11 protein-coding genes and 1 pseudogene are annotated in these 16,155 nt (G+C 70.3%); 7 read left to right on the forward strand and 5 right to left on the reverse strand.

Features of this window, described 5'->3' with window-relative positions:
- Positions 1 to 41: 41 nt before the first annotated feature.
- The 5 genes from OG303_RS46975 (at position 42) to OG303_RS46995 (ending at position 9,213) form a co-directional block, all read left to right on the forward strand.
- Positions 42 to 2,657 carry a thioester reductase domain-containing protein gene (locus OG303_RS46975; protein WP_405876179.1) on the forward strand — a complete coding sequence of 872 codons (2,616 nt, stop codon included), beginning with the start codon at positions 42 to 44 and terminating at the stop codon, positions 2,655 to 2,657.
- Positions 2,654 to 3,793 (forward strand): alpha/beta hydrolase, encoded by a 1,140-nt coding sequence (locus OG303_RS46980; RefSeq protein WP_405876180.1) that lies wholly within the window; start codon positions 2,654 to 2,656, stop codon positions 3,791 to 3,793. Before OG303_RS46975 ends, OG303_RS46980 begins: the two co-directional genes overlap by 4 nt.
- 61 nt (positions 3,794 to 3,854) lie before the next feature.
- Positions 3,855 to 4,637 (forward strand): alpha/beta fold hydrolase, encoded by a 783-nt coding sequence (locus OG303_RS46985; protein ID WP_405876181.1) that lies wholly within the window; start codon positions 3,855 to 3,857, stop codon positions 4,635 to 4,637.
- Positions 4,638 to 4,936: 299 nt separating this feature from the next.
- Positions 4,937 to 6,133, forward strand: coding sequence for an amidohydrolase (locus tag OG303_RS46990; protein ID WP_405876182.1), 1,197 nt, complete (start codon positions 4,937 to 4,939; stop codon positions 6,131 to 6,133).
- Positions 6,134 to 6,936: 803 nt separating this feature from the next.
- Positions 6,937 to 9,213: a penicillin acylase family protein gene (locus OG303_RS46995; protein WP_405876183.1), complete on the forward strand. Its 2,277-nt coding sequence runs from the start codon at positions 6,937 to 6,939 to the stop codon at positions 9,211 to 9,213.
- Positions 9,214 to 9,293: 80 nt separating this feature from the next.
- Here OG303_RS46995 and OG303_RS47000 read toward each other — a convergent pair whose 3' ends face one another.
- Together OG303_RS47000 and OG303_RS47005 are read right to left on the reverse strand one after the other, a co-directional pair.
- On the reverse strand, positions 9,294 to 9,509 hold the full coding sequence (locus tag OG303_RS47000; protein WP_405876184.1) for a DUF4177 domain-containing protein: 216 nt from the start codon (positions 9,507 to 9,509) through the stop codon (positions 9,294 to 9,296).
- A gap of 122 nt (positions 9,510 to 9,631) precedes the next feature.
- Positions 9,632 to 9,979 carry a VOC family protein gene (locus OG303_RS47005; RefSeq protein ID WP_405876185.1) on the reverse strand — a complete coding sequence of 116 codons (348 nt, stop codon included), beginning with the start codon at positions 9,977 to 9,979 and terminating at the stop codon, positions 9,632 to 9,634.
- A gap of 430 nt (positions 9,980 to 10,409) precedes the next feature.
- Between OG303_RS47005 and OG303_RS47010 the strand changes: the two genes are divergently transcribed.
- Together OG303_RS47010 and OG303_RS47015 are read left to right on the forward strand one after the other, a co-directional pair.
- Complete coding sequence (locus OG303_RS47010; RefSeq protein ID WP_405876186.1) at positions 10,410 to 11,954, forward strand: FMN-binding glutamate synthase family protein; 1,545 nt, start codon at positions 10,410 to 10,412, stop codon at positions 11,952 to 11,954.
- A 77-nt stretch (positions 11,955 to 12,031) separates the two neighbouring features.
- Complete coding sequence (locus tag OG303_RS47015) at positions 12,032 to 12,823, forward strand: alpha/beta hydrolase family protein (protein ID WP_405876187.1); 792 nt, start codon at positions 12,032 to 12,034, stop codon at positions 12,821 to 12,823.
- A gap of 47 nt (positions 12,824 to 12,870) precedes the next feature.
- Here the strand turns inward: OG303_RS47015 and OG303_RS47020 are convergent.
- The 3 genes and pseudogenes from OG303_RS47020 to OG303_RS47030 form a co-directional block, all read right to left on the reverse strand.
- Positions 12,871 to 13,386 (reverse strand): annotated as a pseudogene (locus tag OG303_RS47020) (phosphotransferase); the annotation flags it as partial.
- Positions 13,387 to 13,436: 50 nt separating this feature from the next.
- Positions 13,437 to 14,915, reverse strand: a complete 1,479-nt coding sequence (locus OG303_RS47025; RefSeq protein WP_405876188.1) for a glucoamylase family protein — start codon at positions 14,913 to 14,915, stop codon at positions 13,437 to 13,439.
- A gap of 43 nt (positions 14,916 to 14,958) precedes the next feature.
- A complete protein-coding gene (locus tag OG303_RS47030) occupies positions 14,959 to 16,146 on the reverse strand; it encodes a glycoside hydrolase family 1 protein (RefSeq protein ID WP_405876189.1) in 1,188 nt (395 codons plus the stop codon).
- Positions 16,147 to 16,155 lie beyond the last annotated feature (9 nt).

Consider the following 16,155-nt stretch of genomic DNA (forward strand, 5'->3'; position numbering starts at 1 on the left):
AGGACGAGGAACGGGGACGGCGGACATGGTGAAGGACATTCATGCGTGAGATGAACGACGACGCGTCGGCGTACGCCGGTCAGCGGGCGACGGCGGAGTCGATTGAGCGCGGCCGAGGCGGAGGCGGCCTGAGCGTGAGCGACCTGCTGGCGAAGGTCATGCCGGGTGACGCATCTGCACCCGGCGCCGCCGCCGCGGACGCCGACGAGTCGGCCGACACCGCCGGGAAGCCGGCCGCGGACCGCTCGCCCGACGCCACCCCGAGCCCATCCCCGTCCCCGTCCCTGTCCCCGTCTCTGTTTCCCTCCTCCTTCCCGTCCCCGGACGTTGACGTCCTGGCCGCCGTCATCGCCGCAGCGGCCGGTCGCCATCTGCCCGAGGGACACCTGTCGCCGGACACCGACTTCTTCGACGCCGGCGGCAGTTCCGTGAACGCGGTGGAACTCGTGGCCGAGTTGGAGGAGGAGCTGGGCATCGAGGTCGATCTCGACGAGGTGTTCTCCGACGCCCGCCCGAGCAGCCTCGCCCGCAACTGGGCGCGTATCCCCGGCATCAGGGCCGTTTCCCTGCCGGACACCGCCGTCGCACACCGGACGGCCAGTACCGTCGAGCACCCGGCGACCACCACCGTCGAGCACCCGCCGGCCGAGCCGACCGTGACCACTCAGGCCCCGTCGGCCGCGACAACCGGTCTTGCTCCGACGCTGGCAACCCCGATATCCCCGGTTCCGGCCCCGCGCGCCCTGCCCGTCCCACCGCCCCGCACGCCGCCGCTCCCGGCCGCCCGGTTCCCCGACGGCGCCCATGCCCCGCACACCACCGCCCGCCGCGAAGACCTCGACCAGATCCTGGCCGACCTCGCCCTCGCCGACCGCCTCCCCTTCACCGCGGCTCCCGAGCCCCTGCCGCCCCGCCGGATCCTGCTCACCGGCGCGACCGGCTTCCTCGGCAGCCACATGCTGCTGGACCTGCTGCGCCACAGCGACGCGCACGTCTACTGCCTGGTCCGCGCCGCCGACGAGGAAGCGGCCGTGACCCGACTCGGCGAGGCCCTGCGCGGCCACCTGCTGCCCTGGTCGTCGGAGGTCCGCCGCCGCATCACGGTGCTGCCCGGCGACATTCGCAGCCCGCACCTCGGCCTGCCCGACGACATGTGGAACCGGCTCGCCCACGAACTGGACGCCGTCGTCGGCGTGGCCGCGGCCGTGGACTTCCTGCGCGGCTACCAGTCGCTGCGCGCGAGCAACGTCCTGGGCGCCCTCACCCTGGCCGAACTGGCGGCGGCCGACCGCCCCAAACCGCTGCACCACATCTCCTCCATCGCCGTCTTCAACGAGGTCGGCATCACCTCCATGGGCGAGGACGACCCCCTTGCACACGCCGACCGCCTCATCGCGGGCTACGACCAGACGAAATGGGCCGCGGAGGTCGCCCTGCGGCGCGCCCGCGACCACGGCCTGATCGTCACGGCCCTGCGCCCGGGCGGCATCGGCGGCCACACCAGGACCGGCGCCCACAACCCCCAGGACCTCTCCAGCGGCCTGATCTCGGCCTTCGGCCGCTTCCGAACGGTCCCCGCCTTCCGGTACCTCAACGCCGCCCCGGTGGACTGGGTGAGCCGGGTCGCGGTCGGCGTCATCTGCGAACCCGACGCGTGGGGCTACGACTACAACCTCACCGGTGTACCCAACACGCTCGACGACGTCGTACAGGACATGGCGCTCGGCGGGATGCACGTGCGCGTCAAGGACTGGGACGAGTGGCGCGCCGACGCCCTGGCCCGTCTGCAGGCCGACCCGATACCCGAACTGACCTTCCTGTCCCGGGTGTTGCAGAGTCCCACCGCGTTGAAGCTGTGCGAGGCGACGCTCAAGGGGCCGGCGGCCACGAGCGATCGCACCGCCCACCTCGTCGAGGCCCTCGGCCTGTCACCCGCAGCCCGCTTCGACGCCCGCGCACAGCTGAAGACGTTCGAGCGGCTGGCGGAGGACGGCCTGGCCCGTCTGCCCGACAAGGACGACCAGCCCTATCTCTGGTTCGCCGAGACGACCGAGGGCAGCGTGCGCCCGACCGGTACCGAAGACCGGGCCGACACCCCCTGCGCGATGAACCTCACCCTCTCCATCGCGAGCATGCACCAGCTGGTCACCGAGCGCCGGATCGACGTACGCGGGCAACTCCTCTGCCCGGCGGTGCACCCCGAGCCCCTCACCGTTGAGCGCGGCGACGTGTGGATCCGCCCCGAGGAGGGCATCCCCGAACGCCACGGCCTGACCCACCAACTCCTGCGCTACCGGCTGCTGTTGCGCGACGCGGACGGCGGGAACTGGTGGTTGGAGGGCCGCAAGCACGCCCGCGCCCGCCGCGACATATGGCGTCAGACCCGCGCCTTGAGCGTCGAGATCGGACGCGAAGGCGAACCCGCCCTCCTGACGGGCGAGTTGGTCGTGCCGGCCGACAGCTATGTACGCGACCAGATCGACGGCATCAAGGTCGACCCACGTCTGACCAGCCGGGAGAAGCGGGCCGCCAAGCTGACCTGGCTCGCCTGGTTCGGCCTCGAGATGGGCCGCGGCCTGCTGGGCCCCTTCACCCGGGCCGCCGCGGACCTCCTCGACCTGCGCCGGACCCAGAACCCCACGGAGCACAACCGATGATCTTCAGGACGACGAACCGCACCACCAGGCCGGCCCTGCGCAAGGTCAGAAGCACCACCACCCTGCGCCCCCTTCACCACCGTCTGGACCCGCAGGCCGTGGAGGAGATTCCCTTCCACGCGGCGGACGGCGTCCGGCTCGGCCTCACCCGCATCGACACCGGCGAGCCGCACCGCCCCGCCGTGCTCCTGCTCCACGGACACACGGCCTCCGCCGACATGTTCCTGGTGCCCGAGATCCGCAACCTCGTCGACGTCCTGATCGACGACGGCTACGAGCCGTGGCTGCTGGACTGGCGCGGCAGCTGCCGACTGCCGTACAACCACACCGGCCAGAAGTACACCTACGACGACGTCGCCCTGTACGACATCCCCGCGGCCGTCTCGTACATCCGCAGCCGCATCGGCGAGGACCGCCCGCTGTTCGCCGTGGCCCACTGCATCGGTTCGCTCACCCTCTCGCTGAGCATGACGGCGGGCCTGGTCCCGGGCCTGGCGGGCGTGGTGTCCCAGGGCGTGTTCCTGACGCCGAAGCTCGCGGGCCGCACCTCGCTGCGCATGTCCCTGGCCGGAGAACTGCTGAAGTCCCGTATCGACCACATCCCCGTCGACTTCCGCACCGTGGGCCTGTGGTCGAAGTACACGCCCCTGTTCGCGCTGGCCTCCCGCAAGGCGAGCTGCCCGGACCCCACCTGCCAGATCCTGCACCACTCGGCGTGGGGCACCGGCGCCTCGCTCTTCGTCCACGAGCACCTGACCGAGACCACGCACAACCGGCTGGCCGAACTCCTCGGCCCCGCACCCCTCTGGATCCTGCCGCACCTGCGCCGCATCGAACTGGCCCGCACCGTGGTCCGCTGGCACGACACCGACCACCGCTACGCGGCCCTGCCGCCCAACGCCCTGGACGCGGCCGGCCGCATCGACACCCCCGTCCTGCTCCTGGCGGGCAGCGACAACGGCCTCTGGCTGGACTCCCAGGAGCTCTGCCGCGACGTCCTCGCCCGCCGCCATCCCCAACTGGACGTCACCTACACCGAGATCCCCGGCTACGGTCACCTGGACACGTTCCTCGGCCGGGGCGCCGCCCTCGACGTCTTCGGCCACATCCTCGACTTCCTCGGCGAACGCCGGTGACGAGGACCCCGGCGACCGCTACCGTACTCGCCAGTAACCGGTTCGCATCCAGGAGGCACCCATGCCGCAGCTCGAAGTCGACGGCGCAGCGCTGACGTACGACGACGAGGGCCCTCGCGACGGCGACGGCGTGCCCCTGGTGTTCATCCACGGCTGGACCGCGAACCGGCACCGCTGGGACCACCAGATGACGCACTTCGCCGAGAAGCGGCGGGTGATCCGCCTCGACCTGCGCGGTCACGGCGAGAGCAGCGGGGCGGGGGTGCGTACGGTCGCGGAGCTGGCGGCGGACGTCCTCGCCCTCCTCGACCACCTCAAGGTCGAACGGGCCGTCCTCGTAGGCCACTCGATGGGCGGCATGATCGCCCAGACCATCACCCTCGACCACCCCGAACGGGTCGAGCGCCTCGTACTGGTCGACTCCATCGCCCGCATGACCTACAGCCGTGGCAGGGGCCTGCTGATGGCGGCCTCGACACTCGTCCCCTACAAGCTGTTCGTCGCCACCAACATCCAGCGTGCCTTCGCCCCGGGCCATCCCCGTGACGAGGTCCGCGCGTACATCAAGTCCTCCGCCGACACCCCGCGCGAGGTCGTCATGACGCTCTACGGCGCCATGCGCGCCTTCGACGTCCTCGACCGGGTCGGCGAGATCCGCGTACCCACCCTCATGATCCACGGCTACCACGACATCCAGCTGCCGTTGCAGCAGATGCTGCGCATGGCGAAGGCCTACCCGGACGCCGAGGTCCGCATCATCGACGCCGGCCACGAACTCCCGGTCGAGAAGCCGACGGAACTGACCAAGGCCCTCGACCGGTTCGTGACCCCCACTCAGGCGTGAGGTGATCAGCGGGCCGGTTTGACCCTGACACCGCCGACCGCCGCGGCGGGCCGCGCCGTGGCACGGACGGACCGCCGTACCAGATGAGCCTCGCGCCGCAGATCGTGGGCTGCGTCCCCCATGGCGCGAGCTACCGCTTTGTCCCAGTGACCTGCCCTGTCCGGCACGGGCTTCGAGTGCCCCGCCCCCGTGGGCCAACACCCGGGCCTTCCGTGGTGTGGGAGTCCGTCGTGTTGGAACTCGTACGAACGACAGGGACGGACAAGGCAGATGGACGAGGCACACCCCGGGAGGCCGGCGTGGCGGACACGGTGGACGAGGCGCTGGGACGGGTGGCGAGAGAGGTGGCCGTACGGGCGGAGCGGCTGTGGGAGGTCGCCCTGGCCCTGCACGCCGATCCGGAGTACGCGTTCGAGGAGCACCGGGCGGCCCGGCTGCTGAGCGGCGAGCTCGAACGCGAGGGGTTTGCCGTGGAGCGGAATCTCGCCGGACTGCCCACCGCTTTCGCGGCGCGGGCGGGAGTCGTGCGCCGGCCGGCGGTGGCCTTCCTGTTGGAGTACGACGCCCTGCCCGGCCTCGGGCACGCGTGCGGCCACAACCTGATCGCCGCGGCCGGCCTCGGCGCCGCCCTCGCGGTACGGGCTGTGCTGGGGGAGGGCGCAGGGGCCGTATGGGCAGTGGGAACGCCCGCGGAGGAGGGCGGCGGCAAGGTCGTCGAGACCGAGGCGGGCGTGTTCGACGACGTCGACGCCGCGCTCATGTTCCGACCAGGGGTCCACAGTTGGCAGTGGGCGCCCCTGACCGCCCAGACGCAGTACCGCGTGGGCTTCCACGGCCGCGCGGCGCACCCCACCGCGAACCCCACCGAGGGCATCGACGCCCTCGCGGCCCTGATCCAGCTGTTCAACACGCTCGCCGTCGTCGGGCGACGCCTCCCCGAGGCTTCGCACGTCCAGGGCATCATCACGGACGGCGGCCGGGCGACGAACATCGTCCCCGAGTACGCGGAAGGCCTGTTCGGCCTGCGCGCCGGGACGACCAGCGCCCTGGAGGAACTGTCGGGGGAGTTGCTGACCTGCGCACACGGTGTGGCCCGGGCCACCGGCACGACCGTCACCTTCGGGCGAGCCACCCCGCCGTACGAGCACTTCCGCGACAGCGGGGTGCTGTCCGGACGGTTCGCCCGCCACCTGGCGCGCACCGGCATCGACGTCACACCGCCGCGGCCCGGTGTGTACCTGGGCTCCTCAGACATCGGCAACGTCAGTGGACGCGTTCCCGCGATCCACCCCTACGTCGCGATCATGGATCCGGACGGCTCCGACCACACCCCCGAGTTCGCCGCTGCGGCGTCCTCCGACCGCGCCCGCCGTGTGATGCTGGCGGCGGCGGAGGCGCTGGCCTGCACGGCGGTGGAGCTGCTGCTGTCGGCGCACCTGCGGGAGCAGGCGTGGCACGAGCACGGGCGCAGTGTCGCGGTTGCGGGCCGGGGATGACGGGCCACGTGGCCGCCCCCGTGTGAGTATTCGGTCCTGGGCCACCAGGGGGTGTGGGCTTGCGCGGACGTCCTCCGATCAGCGCCCTTGACGCAGGCGTCGAGCAAGGCGCCTGACGCTCACACGCCGTCGACGCGGACGAGACGAGAGAGCCTGCCCGGGCCGCGATTCCGCGAGCATGGCGTCGCGGTCCCTCGGTCGCCAGTGGCCGTCCGGCGACAGCAGGGGCGCCTTGCGTTCGGTCTGCACCTTGATCTCCTGATAGGACTCGTGAGAGGTCACGCGATACGCCTCCTCCCACGACGCCAGAGCCGCACGAACGGCCATCCCCGCCGTACCGCGTCGACGTACGTGAGACGCCAGCCAAGCAAAGCCGCACAGGACCGCGACCAGGCCACCGAAGATTGCCACCACAGGCAAGGCATCACCCATGCATCGAGCCTAACCGCCGCCCCCAAGCGCCCCGTAGGACGTCCAGCCAGGGGCGCGCCGTGCAGGTGAAGGGCGCCCCGGACAGCTCACGGACAGTCCACGTACAGCGCGCTGGACGACCCGGAAAACCTCAAGGCGTACATCCCCGGGCTGACACGGCATCCGGAACCTCCGCCGAGAGACCGATGCCGCCCGGCGGTTCACCCTGAAGGGTGGCGGCCATGGGTGAATCGAGAACGCTGACGAGACGTCAGAAAAGTTCCCTGACAGGCCGGTTGGCCGTCATCGCCGCTGCCCTCTGCCTCACCTCGGCCACCGTGGCCCTCCTCCCCGCGCCCTCGTCCGCTGCGACGGGGCAGGAGGGCCGGACGGTGACCGAGGACGGCCACACGGCCCAGATCCGCCGCACCGAGTACGGCATCCCGCACATTCTGGCGGGGGACTTCGACGGACTCGGCTACGGATACGGCTACGCGTTCGCACAGGACAACGTGTGTGAACTCGCCGACCAGATAGTGACTTTGCGAGGCGAGCGATCCCGCTTCTTCGGCCCCGACGGCGACTCCGGCGAGGGCGTCAACCTCGCGAGCGACACCTACTACAGGGGGCAACTGCGCGCGGGCACCGTCCAGCGGCTGCTCGACCGGAAGGCACCGCTGGGGCCGACGCCCGAGGTGCGCCGGATGGTCGAGGGGTACGCCGCCGGGTACAACCGCTACCTGCGCGACACGGGCGTCGACAAGCTGCCGGATCCACGCTGCAAGGGCAAGCCCTGGGTGCGCCCGGTCACCGCGCTCGACCTGTGGAGCATCGTCTACGACCTCAACGGGGCGACCGGGGCGGTGCCGTTGGCGCCGGACATCGGCGACGCGAAACCTCCGACGGCAGGCCAGGCCACGCCGGCCTCCGCGACCTCCGGCCTCAAGACCGCGGCGTCGCTCGGCGCGGGCGGGCAGGGCCCTGCCGCGGACGACTTCGGCAGCAACGGCTGGGCACTCGGCAAGGACGCGACCCGTAGCGGCCATGCGATGGTCCTCGCCAACCCGCACCTGCCCTGGGTCGGCGGCAACTTCCGCTTCTATCAAGTGCAGTTGACCATCCCCGGCACCCTGGACGTGTCCGGCGCCGGCCTGTACGGCACCCCCCTGGTCCTGATCGGCCACAACCGCGACGTCGCCTGGACGCACACCGCGAGCGACGCCCAGCACGCCTCCTTCTACGCGCTGAAGCTCGCGCCCGGCGACCCCACCAGCTACGTGGTCGACGGCAGGACGGAGAAGATGCAACGCCGCACGGTACCCATCACCGTCCGCGACAAGAACGGCAGCCCGGCGACCGTCGACCGCACCCTGTACACCTCACGCTTCGGCCCCGTCCTGTCCACCGGCTGGACCACGAAGACCGCCTACGCCGTCCGCGACGCCAACGCCGACAACCTGCGGTCCATGAACGAATGGCTGGCGATGGGCAAGGCCCACAACCTCCGCCAACTGCGCACCGCCCAGGACACCTACCAGGGCATCCCCTGGACCTACACCCTCGCGGCCGACACCAGCGGCAGCACGTACTTCACCGACTCCTCGGTCGTCCCGCACCTCACCGACGCACAACTGAAGCGCTGCACCCTCCCGGGCAGCGAGGACGCGCCCACCGCCCTGGACGGCTCCACCACGGCCTGCGACTGGGGCAACGACCCCGACGCGCTCGTGCCGGGCATCTACGGCCCCTCCCACCAGCCGAAGCTCAGCCGCACCGACTACGTCGCCAACTCCAACAACGGACCCCAGTACACCAACCCCGAAGCCCCCCTCACCGGCTTCCCGGGCACGTACGACATCGAGCCCCGCCTCAGCCAGCGCCCCCAGCTCGGACTCCGCATGATCGCGGAACGCCTGGACGGCACGGACGGACTGGGCACCCCGGGCTTCACCCAGCACACCCTGCGCGAGTCGATGACGGGCAACCGCGTCCTGTCGGCCGAGACCGGCCGCGACGACGTGGTCGACATGTGCCGCGCCCACCCACGCCTGACGACCACGGACGGCAAGGAGATCGACGTACAGCAGGCCTGCGCGACCCTCGCCCGCTGGGACACCCGTGCCGACACCGACAGCCGGGGCGCCGCGCTCTGGGTCACGTTCTTCGACCACCTCCAGGGGGCCGGACCTCCCGACACCTGGCGCCGCGTCCCCTACGACCCGGCCCAGCCCCTCACCACGCCGCGCGGCATCAAGGGCGACGACGTGCGCGTCCAGCACGCCCTGGCCGACGCCGTGCAGGACTTCGCCGCCCGCGACGTCCCGGTCGACGTCGAACTCGGCGCCGTACAGAAGTGGGCAGGCATCCCGTTGCCCGGCTGCACCGGTGACAAGGGCTGCTTCAACGTCGTGGAGGCGGGCCCCGACGCGGGTACCGGCACCCCGACCGCCGGCGCCTTCGGCAGCAGCTTCGTGATGGCCGTCGAACTCACCCCCGACGGCCCGCGCACCCACACCGTCCTCACCTACGGCCAGTCGGCCAACCCGGCCTCACCCCACTACACGGACCAGACGCGCCTGTTCTCCCGCAAGCAGTGGGTCACCGAACGCTTCACGGAAGCGGAGATCACGGGCGACCCGGCCTTGAAGGTGACGACCTTGCACAGGTGACACAGCATCAGGCCCGCTGACACAGCGAAGGGTCCGCGCACTGCGCGGACCCTTCGCTGAGCATGGTGGTCCCTGCGACGTTATGCGCGGGGCCGTTCGAAAGTGAGCAGCAGGCCCTCGACCGCACCGGGGCCGATGCGACCCTTGACGTCGGCGGCGGTGATCGCCTTGAGGCCCCAGCCGTCCTCGGCATGCTTGTTGAGGACCTTCTCCAGCTTGTCGCCGTCCAGTGCGTCACCGATCAGGGATTCCCGGAACGAGACGACCTTGTACTCGTAGGTGTAGGCGTTGCTCATGGTGTGGCGTCCTCCTGCGTATGGACTGCGGTGGCGGGAGCCAGCCAATCACGGTGCGCCGCCGACCGGCACGGGCAGGGCCCCGCTGCGAGCGCCGACCGCGCCCCGGCGCGAGGCCGATGTCAGCGGTGGCTCAGCACATTGATCACCCGGCCGTCGGGATCACGGACGAAGAACCGCCGCACACCCCACTCCTCGTCCTGCAAGGGATGCACGATCTCCGCGCCGCTGTCGCGCACGACCGCATGGACCGCATCCACGTCGTCCACCTCCACGCTCATGTCCGGCGTGACCGGCGCGGTCCTGTCGGCCGTCATGAAGCTGACCTGTGCCGCCGGAGTGGTCGGCGAGGCGAGCGTGATGATCCAGCCGAGATCCATGACCTCCTCGAATCCCAGCAGGCCGTAGAACTCCCGGTTCTCCTGCGCTGCGTCCGACTGAAGGACGGGCATGACACGTCGAACGGCCATCGATGACTCCATGTGAGTGCTCGCGAATGACTTGGCTCCGATGAGTGTGGGAGCGCAGTCGGTTCTCCCCACGCGCTCCCCAACACCCTCCATACTCCCCAGGGATGGCATGCGTCGCGGGCAGGGACGACATGCAAACCCGTCCGGCCTGGAAGTCGACACCGTGACACCCACCCCGGTGGCCCCCGTCCGTCCCCGCGGCATCAACGCCTCACGCATGCGGCACAGGCTGATCCGACGGGCACGGACAGCTCTCCGCTGGGACGAACGCCCGAACCGCCGACCCGGGCGCCGCGCCTGATTTCGCGGCCCTTAATATCGTTTCGCATTCTCCGACGGACGCTGACACCCGCTTGGCCGTGCCCGCCGCCCAACACGACGACGTCCACCGCATGGCGATGGAGTCGAGCATCGAGGAGAGAAACGTTTCATGCGCGCCCGGAACATCGGTGCGGCCGCCGCAACAGCCTTGGCGCTGGTGGCTGCCCGCGACCTCATCCAGAAGAAGCACGCACTGCTCCGGAACTACCCGGTGATCGGGCACGCCCGGTACCTGTTGGAGACGATGGGGCCGGAGCTGCGGCAGTACATCGTGACCTCCAACGAGGAGGAGCGCCCGTTCAGTCGTGACCAGCGCACCTGGATCTATGCCTCGGCGAAGGGCGAGAACAACTACTTCGGGTTCGGAACCGACGTCGACGTCGAGCACGTGCAGGGGCACGCATACCTGAAGCAGCGCACCTTCGCCGACACACCGCCCGTCACGCAGGACCCGCAGGCCCCACTGCCCTCGGCCAAGGTGCTGGGCGGGCCGCGCGGGCGCGCCAAGGCGTTCCGGCCGGCGAGCGTGGTGAACATATCGGCGATGAGCTTCGGATCGCTGTCCGGTGCGGCGGTCACGGCGCTCAACAAGGGGGCGGCGCTGGCGGGCGCGATGCAGAACACGGGCGAGGGCGGCCTCTCGCCGTACCACCGCAACGGCGGCGACCTCGTCCTTCAGATCGGTACGTCGTACTTCGGCTGCCGCAACGAGGACGGCAGCTTCAACCTCGACAAACTCAAGGATGTGGTCGCCGGCGCCCCGGTCAGGGCGATAGAGATCAAGCTCTCCCAGGGCGCCAAGCCAGGGCTGGGCGGGATGTTGCCGGCTGCGAAGGTGACCCCGGAGATCGCCGAGATCCGCGGTATCCCGCTCGGCAAGGACTGCGCCTCCCCCTCGCGGCACACCGCGTTCAGTGACGTCGACTCGATGCTCGATTTCGTCGAGCTGCTGGCCACTGAGACCGGTGTGCCGGTCGGGGTCAAGAGCGCGGTGGGAGAGATGGAGTTCTGGCAGGAGCTGGCCACGCTGATGGCGCGTGGTGACCGTGGTGTCGACTTCGTGACCATCGACGGCGGCGAGGGCGGTACCGGGGCCGCGCCCCTGATCTTCACCGACTCGGTGTCGCTGCCGTTCCGGATGGGCTTCTCCCGGGTTTACGGCACCTTCGCCGAGCTGGGGCTGACCGACGACCTGACCTTCATCGGCTCCGGCAAGCTCGGCCTGCCCGAGAACGCCGCGGTCGCCTTCGCTCTGGGTGTCGACATGATCAACGTGGCCCGTGAGGCGATGCTGTCGATCGGTTGCATCCAGTCGCAGAAGTGCCACACCGACAAGTGCCCCACCGGCATCGCCACCCAGAACCAGCGGCTGGCCCGCGGCATCGACCCGACCTCGAAGGCCACCCGGGCCGCCGTCTACCTGCGCACCCTGCGCAAGGAGCTGATGAAGGTCTCGTCGGCCGTCGGCGTCGCCCACCCGGCACTCATCACGGCCACCGACATCGAGATCATGAACGGTGACTACGACGCCCGTACCCTGGCCGGCGTCTACGGTTACAAGGAGGGCTGGGGCAGGCTCGGCCCGCACCTCGCCGACGAGATCACCGCACTGCTCACCACCGAGCCGACCTCCGTCCAGAAACCGGCCGTCTGACACCGACAGCGACAGGCACCCTGCCGGTGTCACCCTCACCCTCCCCACGGAACAGTGCATGCCGAGGTGATCACAACATGACTGAAGAAGTGAGATTCAAGAGCGTCGTCGGCCCGGAACTGGCTGGAGCGATCGACCTGCCGGACGGCGAGGTCCGAGGCTGGGGAATCTTCGTCCACGGATTCACGCTCGGCAAGAACTGTCCGGCCGCCTCGCGCGTCAGCAAGCAGCTGGCCCGCGAGGGGATCGGAATGCTGCGCTACGACAACCTCGGGATCGGAGACTCCGACGGCGACTGGGGGGACGGTTCCTTCACCATCAAGGTCCAGGACACCGTCCGCGCGGCAAGGCTGATGGCGGAGCGAGGGACTCCGGCGGACCTGCTGGTGGGGCACTCATGGGGAGGTGCCGCCGCCATCGCCGCGGCGGCCGAGTCGACCGGCGTCCGCGCGGTCGCCACGATCGGGGCGCCTGTCGACCCCAGCCACGTCGAGGGACAGTACGACGCGGTCGTGGATCGCGTTCTCAGTGAAGGCTCGCACGAGTGGTTCGTCGGCGGCAGGACCCTGGTCCTCAAGCGTGCCTTCGTCGACGACGTCCGCCAATCCCACCTGCGCGAGCGGATTCGCGAGTTGAACCTGCCGCTGCTCGTCCTGCATTCGCCTACCGACGACACCGTCGACATCGACAACGCCGGGGAGATCTTCCGCGAGGCACGACACCCGCGCAGCTTCGTCTCGCTCGAAGGAGCAGACCATCTCCTGACCGCACGAGGACAAGCGCAGCGAGCCGCCCGCATCATCAGCGCCTGGGCCGACCAGTACATCCACGGGTCACTGCCCGGAGGAAAGACATCTCAGGCGGTTTAGCCGCGGAGAATCAGAGGCCGCGCGCTCGGCTGGGCCGAGCCGATCGCTCAGTGGACCGTCGCGGTGAGGCGTCGTAGGGCGGCGTGGGCGGGTGGGCCCCAGGTGGCTTTGCCGCCGGGGCGGCCGTGGACGCCGGGGTCTGCGATGAGGATGCCGGAGAGGGCGCGCAGCACCGCCCAGCCGCGGGCGCGACGTAGGGTCGCGGTGTCCGGGGTCGGCCGGTAGGCCTCGTAGAAGCGGTCGGTGGCGCCGTCCGGCAGCAGTATCCACGGGGCGGCGAGGTCGCAGGCCGGGTCGCCTGCGAAGAGGTCACCGAAGTCGATGACGCCGCAGAACGTGCCGTCCGCGGTGAGGACGTTGGCCGGATGCAGGTCGCCATGGAGCCACAGTGCCGGGCCTGCCCAGTCGGGCGCGGCGGCAGCGTCTTCCCCGACCGCGCGGACGGCGTCCGGGTCGGGGATCAGCCCCAGCTCGGTAGCCGAGGCGAGCTGGTGGGCGAATCCTTCGGCATGGTCGGCCAGTGGCCCTCCGCGGCCGCGACCGGCGGGCGCCCCGGTGGGAGCGGTGGGCGGCCCCGCTGAGGGCTCGCCCGTCACCGGCATACGCGTCGGCGTCACCGGTCCAGTGGTGTCACGGACATCTGCTCCGCCCGGAAGTAACGCGAGACGACCTTGCCGACCGGGTCGTTCATGAAGCGGCGCTGCAACGGGCCCGCGTTCAGAGCGTTGTTGAGGGCGGCGAGGATCATGCCGTGGTCGAGGGCCAGATAACGATGTCCGACGGCGCCGGTGGTCGGGTCGAGGGCGTCGTAGAAGCCGTACGGCCCGTACACCTGCGGGTAGGACGTCAGGAGCTGCTCGATGTTCCGGTACGCGGCCTGCGGCAGCACGTCGAGTCCGAGGAACGACGCGTGCGGAGTCACCGCGTCCTCGCGGTAGTCGGTGTCGGAGGAGCTGGTGCCCAGCTGGTGGGAGCCGTAGGCCGAGTAGTTCCCGGTGTCGTCGGGGGTGCTGGACGGCGACAGACCCCACACCTTGTAGCCGAGGGCCTTGGTGTCGTAGGCGATGGTGGCCTTGAGGTAGGCCACGTCGTTCGCGCCGAACGCCCTTGGGGCCTGGGCGACTTCGGGTACGAGGAGGTTCGGCATGAGGGCCTCGAAGACGCTGCCGCCCCAGCTGGGGACGTAGTCGATGCCGTCGTAGGAGTAGTGGCCTTCGACTACCTGGAAGTGCTTGCCCGTCAGTGGGTCGGTGATGGTCTTCGTGCTGCCCTGCGGGACCTGTCGCTGGCCGAACTGGGCGGGCATGGTGCGCCAGGTGCGCCACCAGACGTCGCTGGGCATGGTCCCGGTGCCGATCCCCATGTAGGCGGAGATCCGCGTCTCGGTGTTGAGCATGCCGTACGTGAACGAGGCCGGGCCCTGGTCGATGGTGTAACCGCCGTACATCTGACCGGCGTTGACGTTCGTGGACTGGTCGCCGTCGTTGTAGAAGACGCCGAAGTCCATGGCTTGGAGGAGCTTGGTGGCGCGGGTCGCGAACTGCGGTGCGGCCTGGCGGAGTTCGACGAGGCTCGCGGCGTACCAGCCGTTGTCCACGGTGGAGATGAACTGGCCCGTCAGCGACTTGCCCTCCAGGCTGGTGCCGCCGGGGCCGGTGATCGGGTCGCCGGTCGTGGTGTCGTACCAGCTGAGCAGGAAGCCGTTCCACTTCCGCAGCTTCTCGATCGCCCCCAGGGCGTCGCCGAGCCGCCGTATCTGATCGGCGCGCGAGATGAAGCCCAGGTCGTAGGCGCTGATGATGCACCACAGATTCACGCCGATGTTGGTCGGCGAGGTGTACGTGCCCCGGGCGGGCGTGGCCCCCAGCATGATGTTGTCCAGCGGCAGGTGCGTCACGGGGTCCACGCCGGTCGTGGCGAAGTACTTCCAGGTGTCTGCCGCGATCGCCCGCAACTGGCGGCGCTGCCCGGAGGTGAGCGGCGCCGCGTCCTGCGCGGGGGCGGACGCGTGGGCCGGGCCGGCCGCGGCGCCCATTGCGAGTGCGGCGGTGGCGGTGAGGACGGCTCTGCGGCTGAACTGGTGTCGCGTCATGGGGACATGCCTTCCGAGAGACGGGGGTGCTTGTGGTGGGTGTCTACGGCTGCTGCGGCTCGACCGCGTTGGCGGCCGCCACGTCGCCCAGCCAGCCGAGCGAGGGCTTCGGGGTGCGTACGAAGGTCTCGCGGTCCACGGCGATGAGGCCGAACGTCGGTCGATACCCGGAGGCCCACTCGTAGTTGTCCAGCAGGCTCCAGTGCAGGTAGCCCTCGACCTTGACGCCGTCCTCGATGGCGGCGTGCAGACCGGTCAGGGCGCCGCGGGTGTAGTCGATGCGCCGGGTGTCGTCGGCGGTGGCCATGCCGTTCTCGGTGACGAAGACGGGCACGCCACCGGTCTTCTCCCAGGCGCTGCGGACGCCGAGTTCGAGGGCCTGCGGGTAGTACTCCCAGCCGGTGAGCGTGGTTTCCGTGCCCTCGGGCACCTGGCGGGGGCCGTCCGGGCCGATGATGGTGCGGGTGTATGCCTGCACGCCCACCCAGTCGTCGCCGGTGGCGGCCTCCAGGTACCAGTCGTCGCGTGCGTAGCCGTACTCACGCGCGACGTCCTTGCAGCCGGGCTCGGCCTGGAACGCCTGGGTCGCCACCGTCCAGCCCGACCGCACACCGCCGACGCCGGACAGGACCTCGCGTGAGCGGCGGTGGCACTCCAACAGAGTGTCGGCGACCTCCAAGTCGGGCTTGGGCAGGGCATAGGCGACCAGGTTGGCCGGGTCCTCGCCACCGGCGATCATCGCGGCGATGTTCGGCTCGTTGAGGGTGCACACCCACTTCACGTCGTCGCCGAGTACCGGCAACGCGAGTTCGGTGAAGCGGGCGAAGCGGTCGGCGGCCTTGGGGCTGCGCCACATGCCGTCCTGGGCGAACCAGCGCGGCACGGTGAAGTGCGTCAGCGTCACCATCGGGGTCAGGCCCAGCTCCAGCGCGGTGTCCACCATCCGCCGGTAGTGGGCGACTTCGGCCCGGGAGACGCACCCCTCCTCGGGCTCGATGCGGCTCCACTCGAGGCTGAAGCGGTAGGTGTCCAGGCCCGCGTCCCGCAGCAGGGTCATGTCCTCGCGGTAGCGGTGGTAGCTGTCGCAGGCGTCGCCGGAGGGCTCGACGATGCCGGTGCCGCCCGCGTGCTCGCGCGGCCACCAGTCGTTGTTGATGTTGTTGCCCTCGATCTGGTGGGCGGCGGTGGCGGCGCCCCACAGGAAGCCGTCGGGGAAGTGCAGCACAGTCAATCCTCGTTC

The sequence above is a fragment of the Streptomyces sp. NBC_00005 genome, assembly GCF_045160215.1.
Taxonomy (GTDB): domain Bacteria; phylum Actinomycetota; class Actinomycetes; order Streptomycetales; family Streptomycetaceae; genus Streptomyces.

Bases quoted from the DNA above. Each gene is read 5' to 3' on its own strand.
- OG303_RS47015 (WP_405876187.1), top strand. From the start codon at position 12,032: ATGACTGAAGAAGTGAGATTCAAGAGCGTCGTCGGCCCGGAACTGGCT.
- OG303_RS47000 (WP_405876184.1), bottom strand. From the start codon at position 9,509: ATGAGCAACGCCTACACCTACGAGTACAAGGTCGTCTCGTTCCGGGAA.
- OG303_RS46975 (WP_405876179.1), top strand. From the start codon at position 42: ATGCGTGAGATGAACGACGACGCGTCGGCGTACGCCGGTCAGCGGGCG.
- OG303_RS47025 (WP_405876188.1), bottom strand. From the start codon at position 14,915: ATGACGCGACACCAGTTCAGCCGCAGAGCCGTCCTCACCGCCACCGCC.
- OG303_RS46985 (WP_405876181.1), top strand. From the start codon at position 3,855: ATGCCGCAGCTCGAAGTCGACGGCGCAGCGCTGACGTACGACGACGAG.
- OG303_RS47005 (WP_405876185.1), bottom strand. From the start codon at position 9,979: ATGGCCGTTCGACGTGTCATGCCCGTCCTTCAGTCGGACGCAGCGCAG.
- OG303_RS47010 (WP_405876186.1), top strand. From the start codon at position 10,410: ATGCGCGCCCGGAACATCGGTGCGGCCGCCGCAACAGCCTTGGCGCTG.
- OG303_RS46980 (WP_405876180.1), top strand. From the start codon at position 2,654: ATGATCTTCAGGACGACGAACCGCACCACCAGGCCGGCCCTGCGCAAG.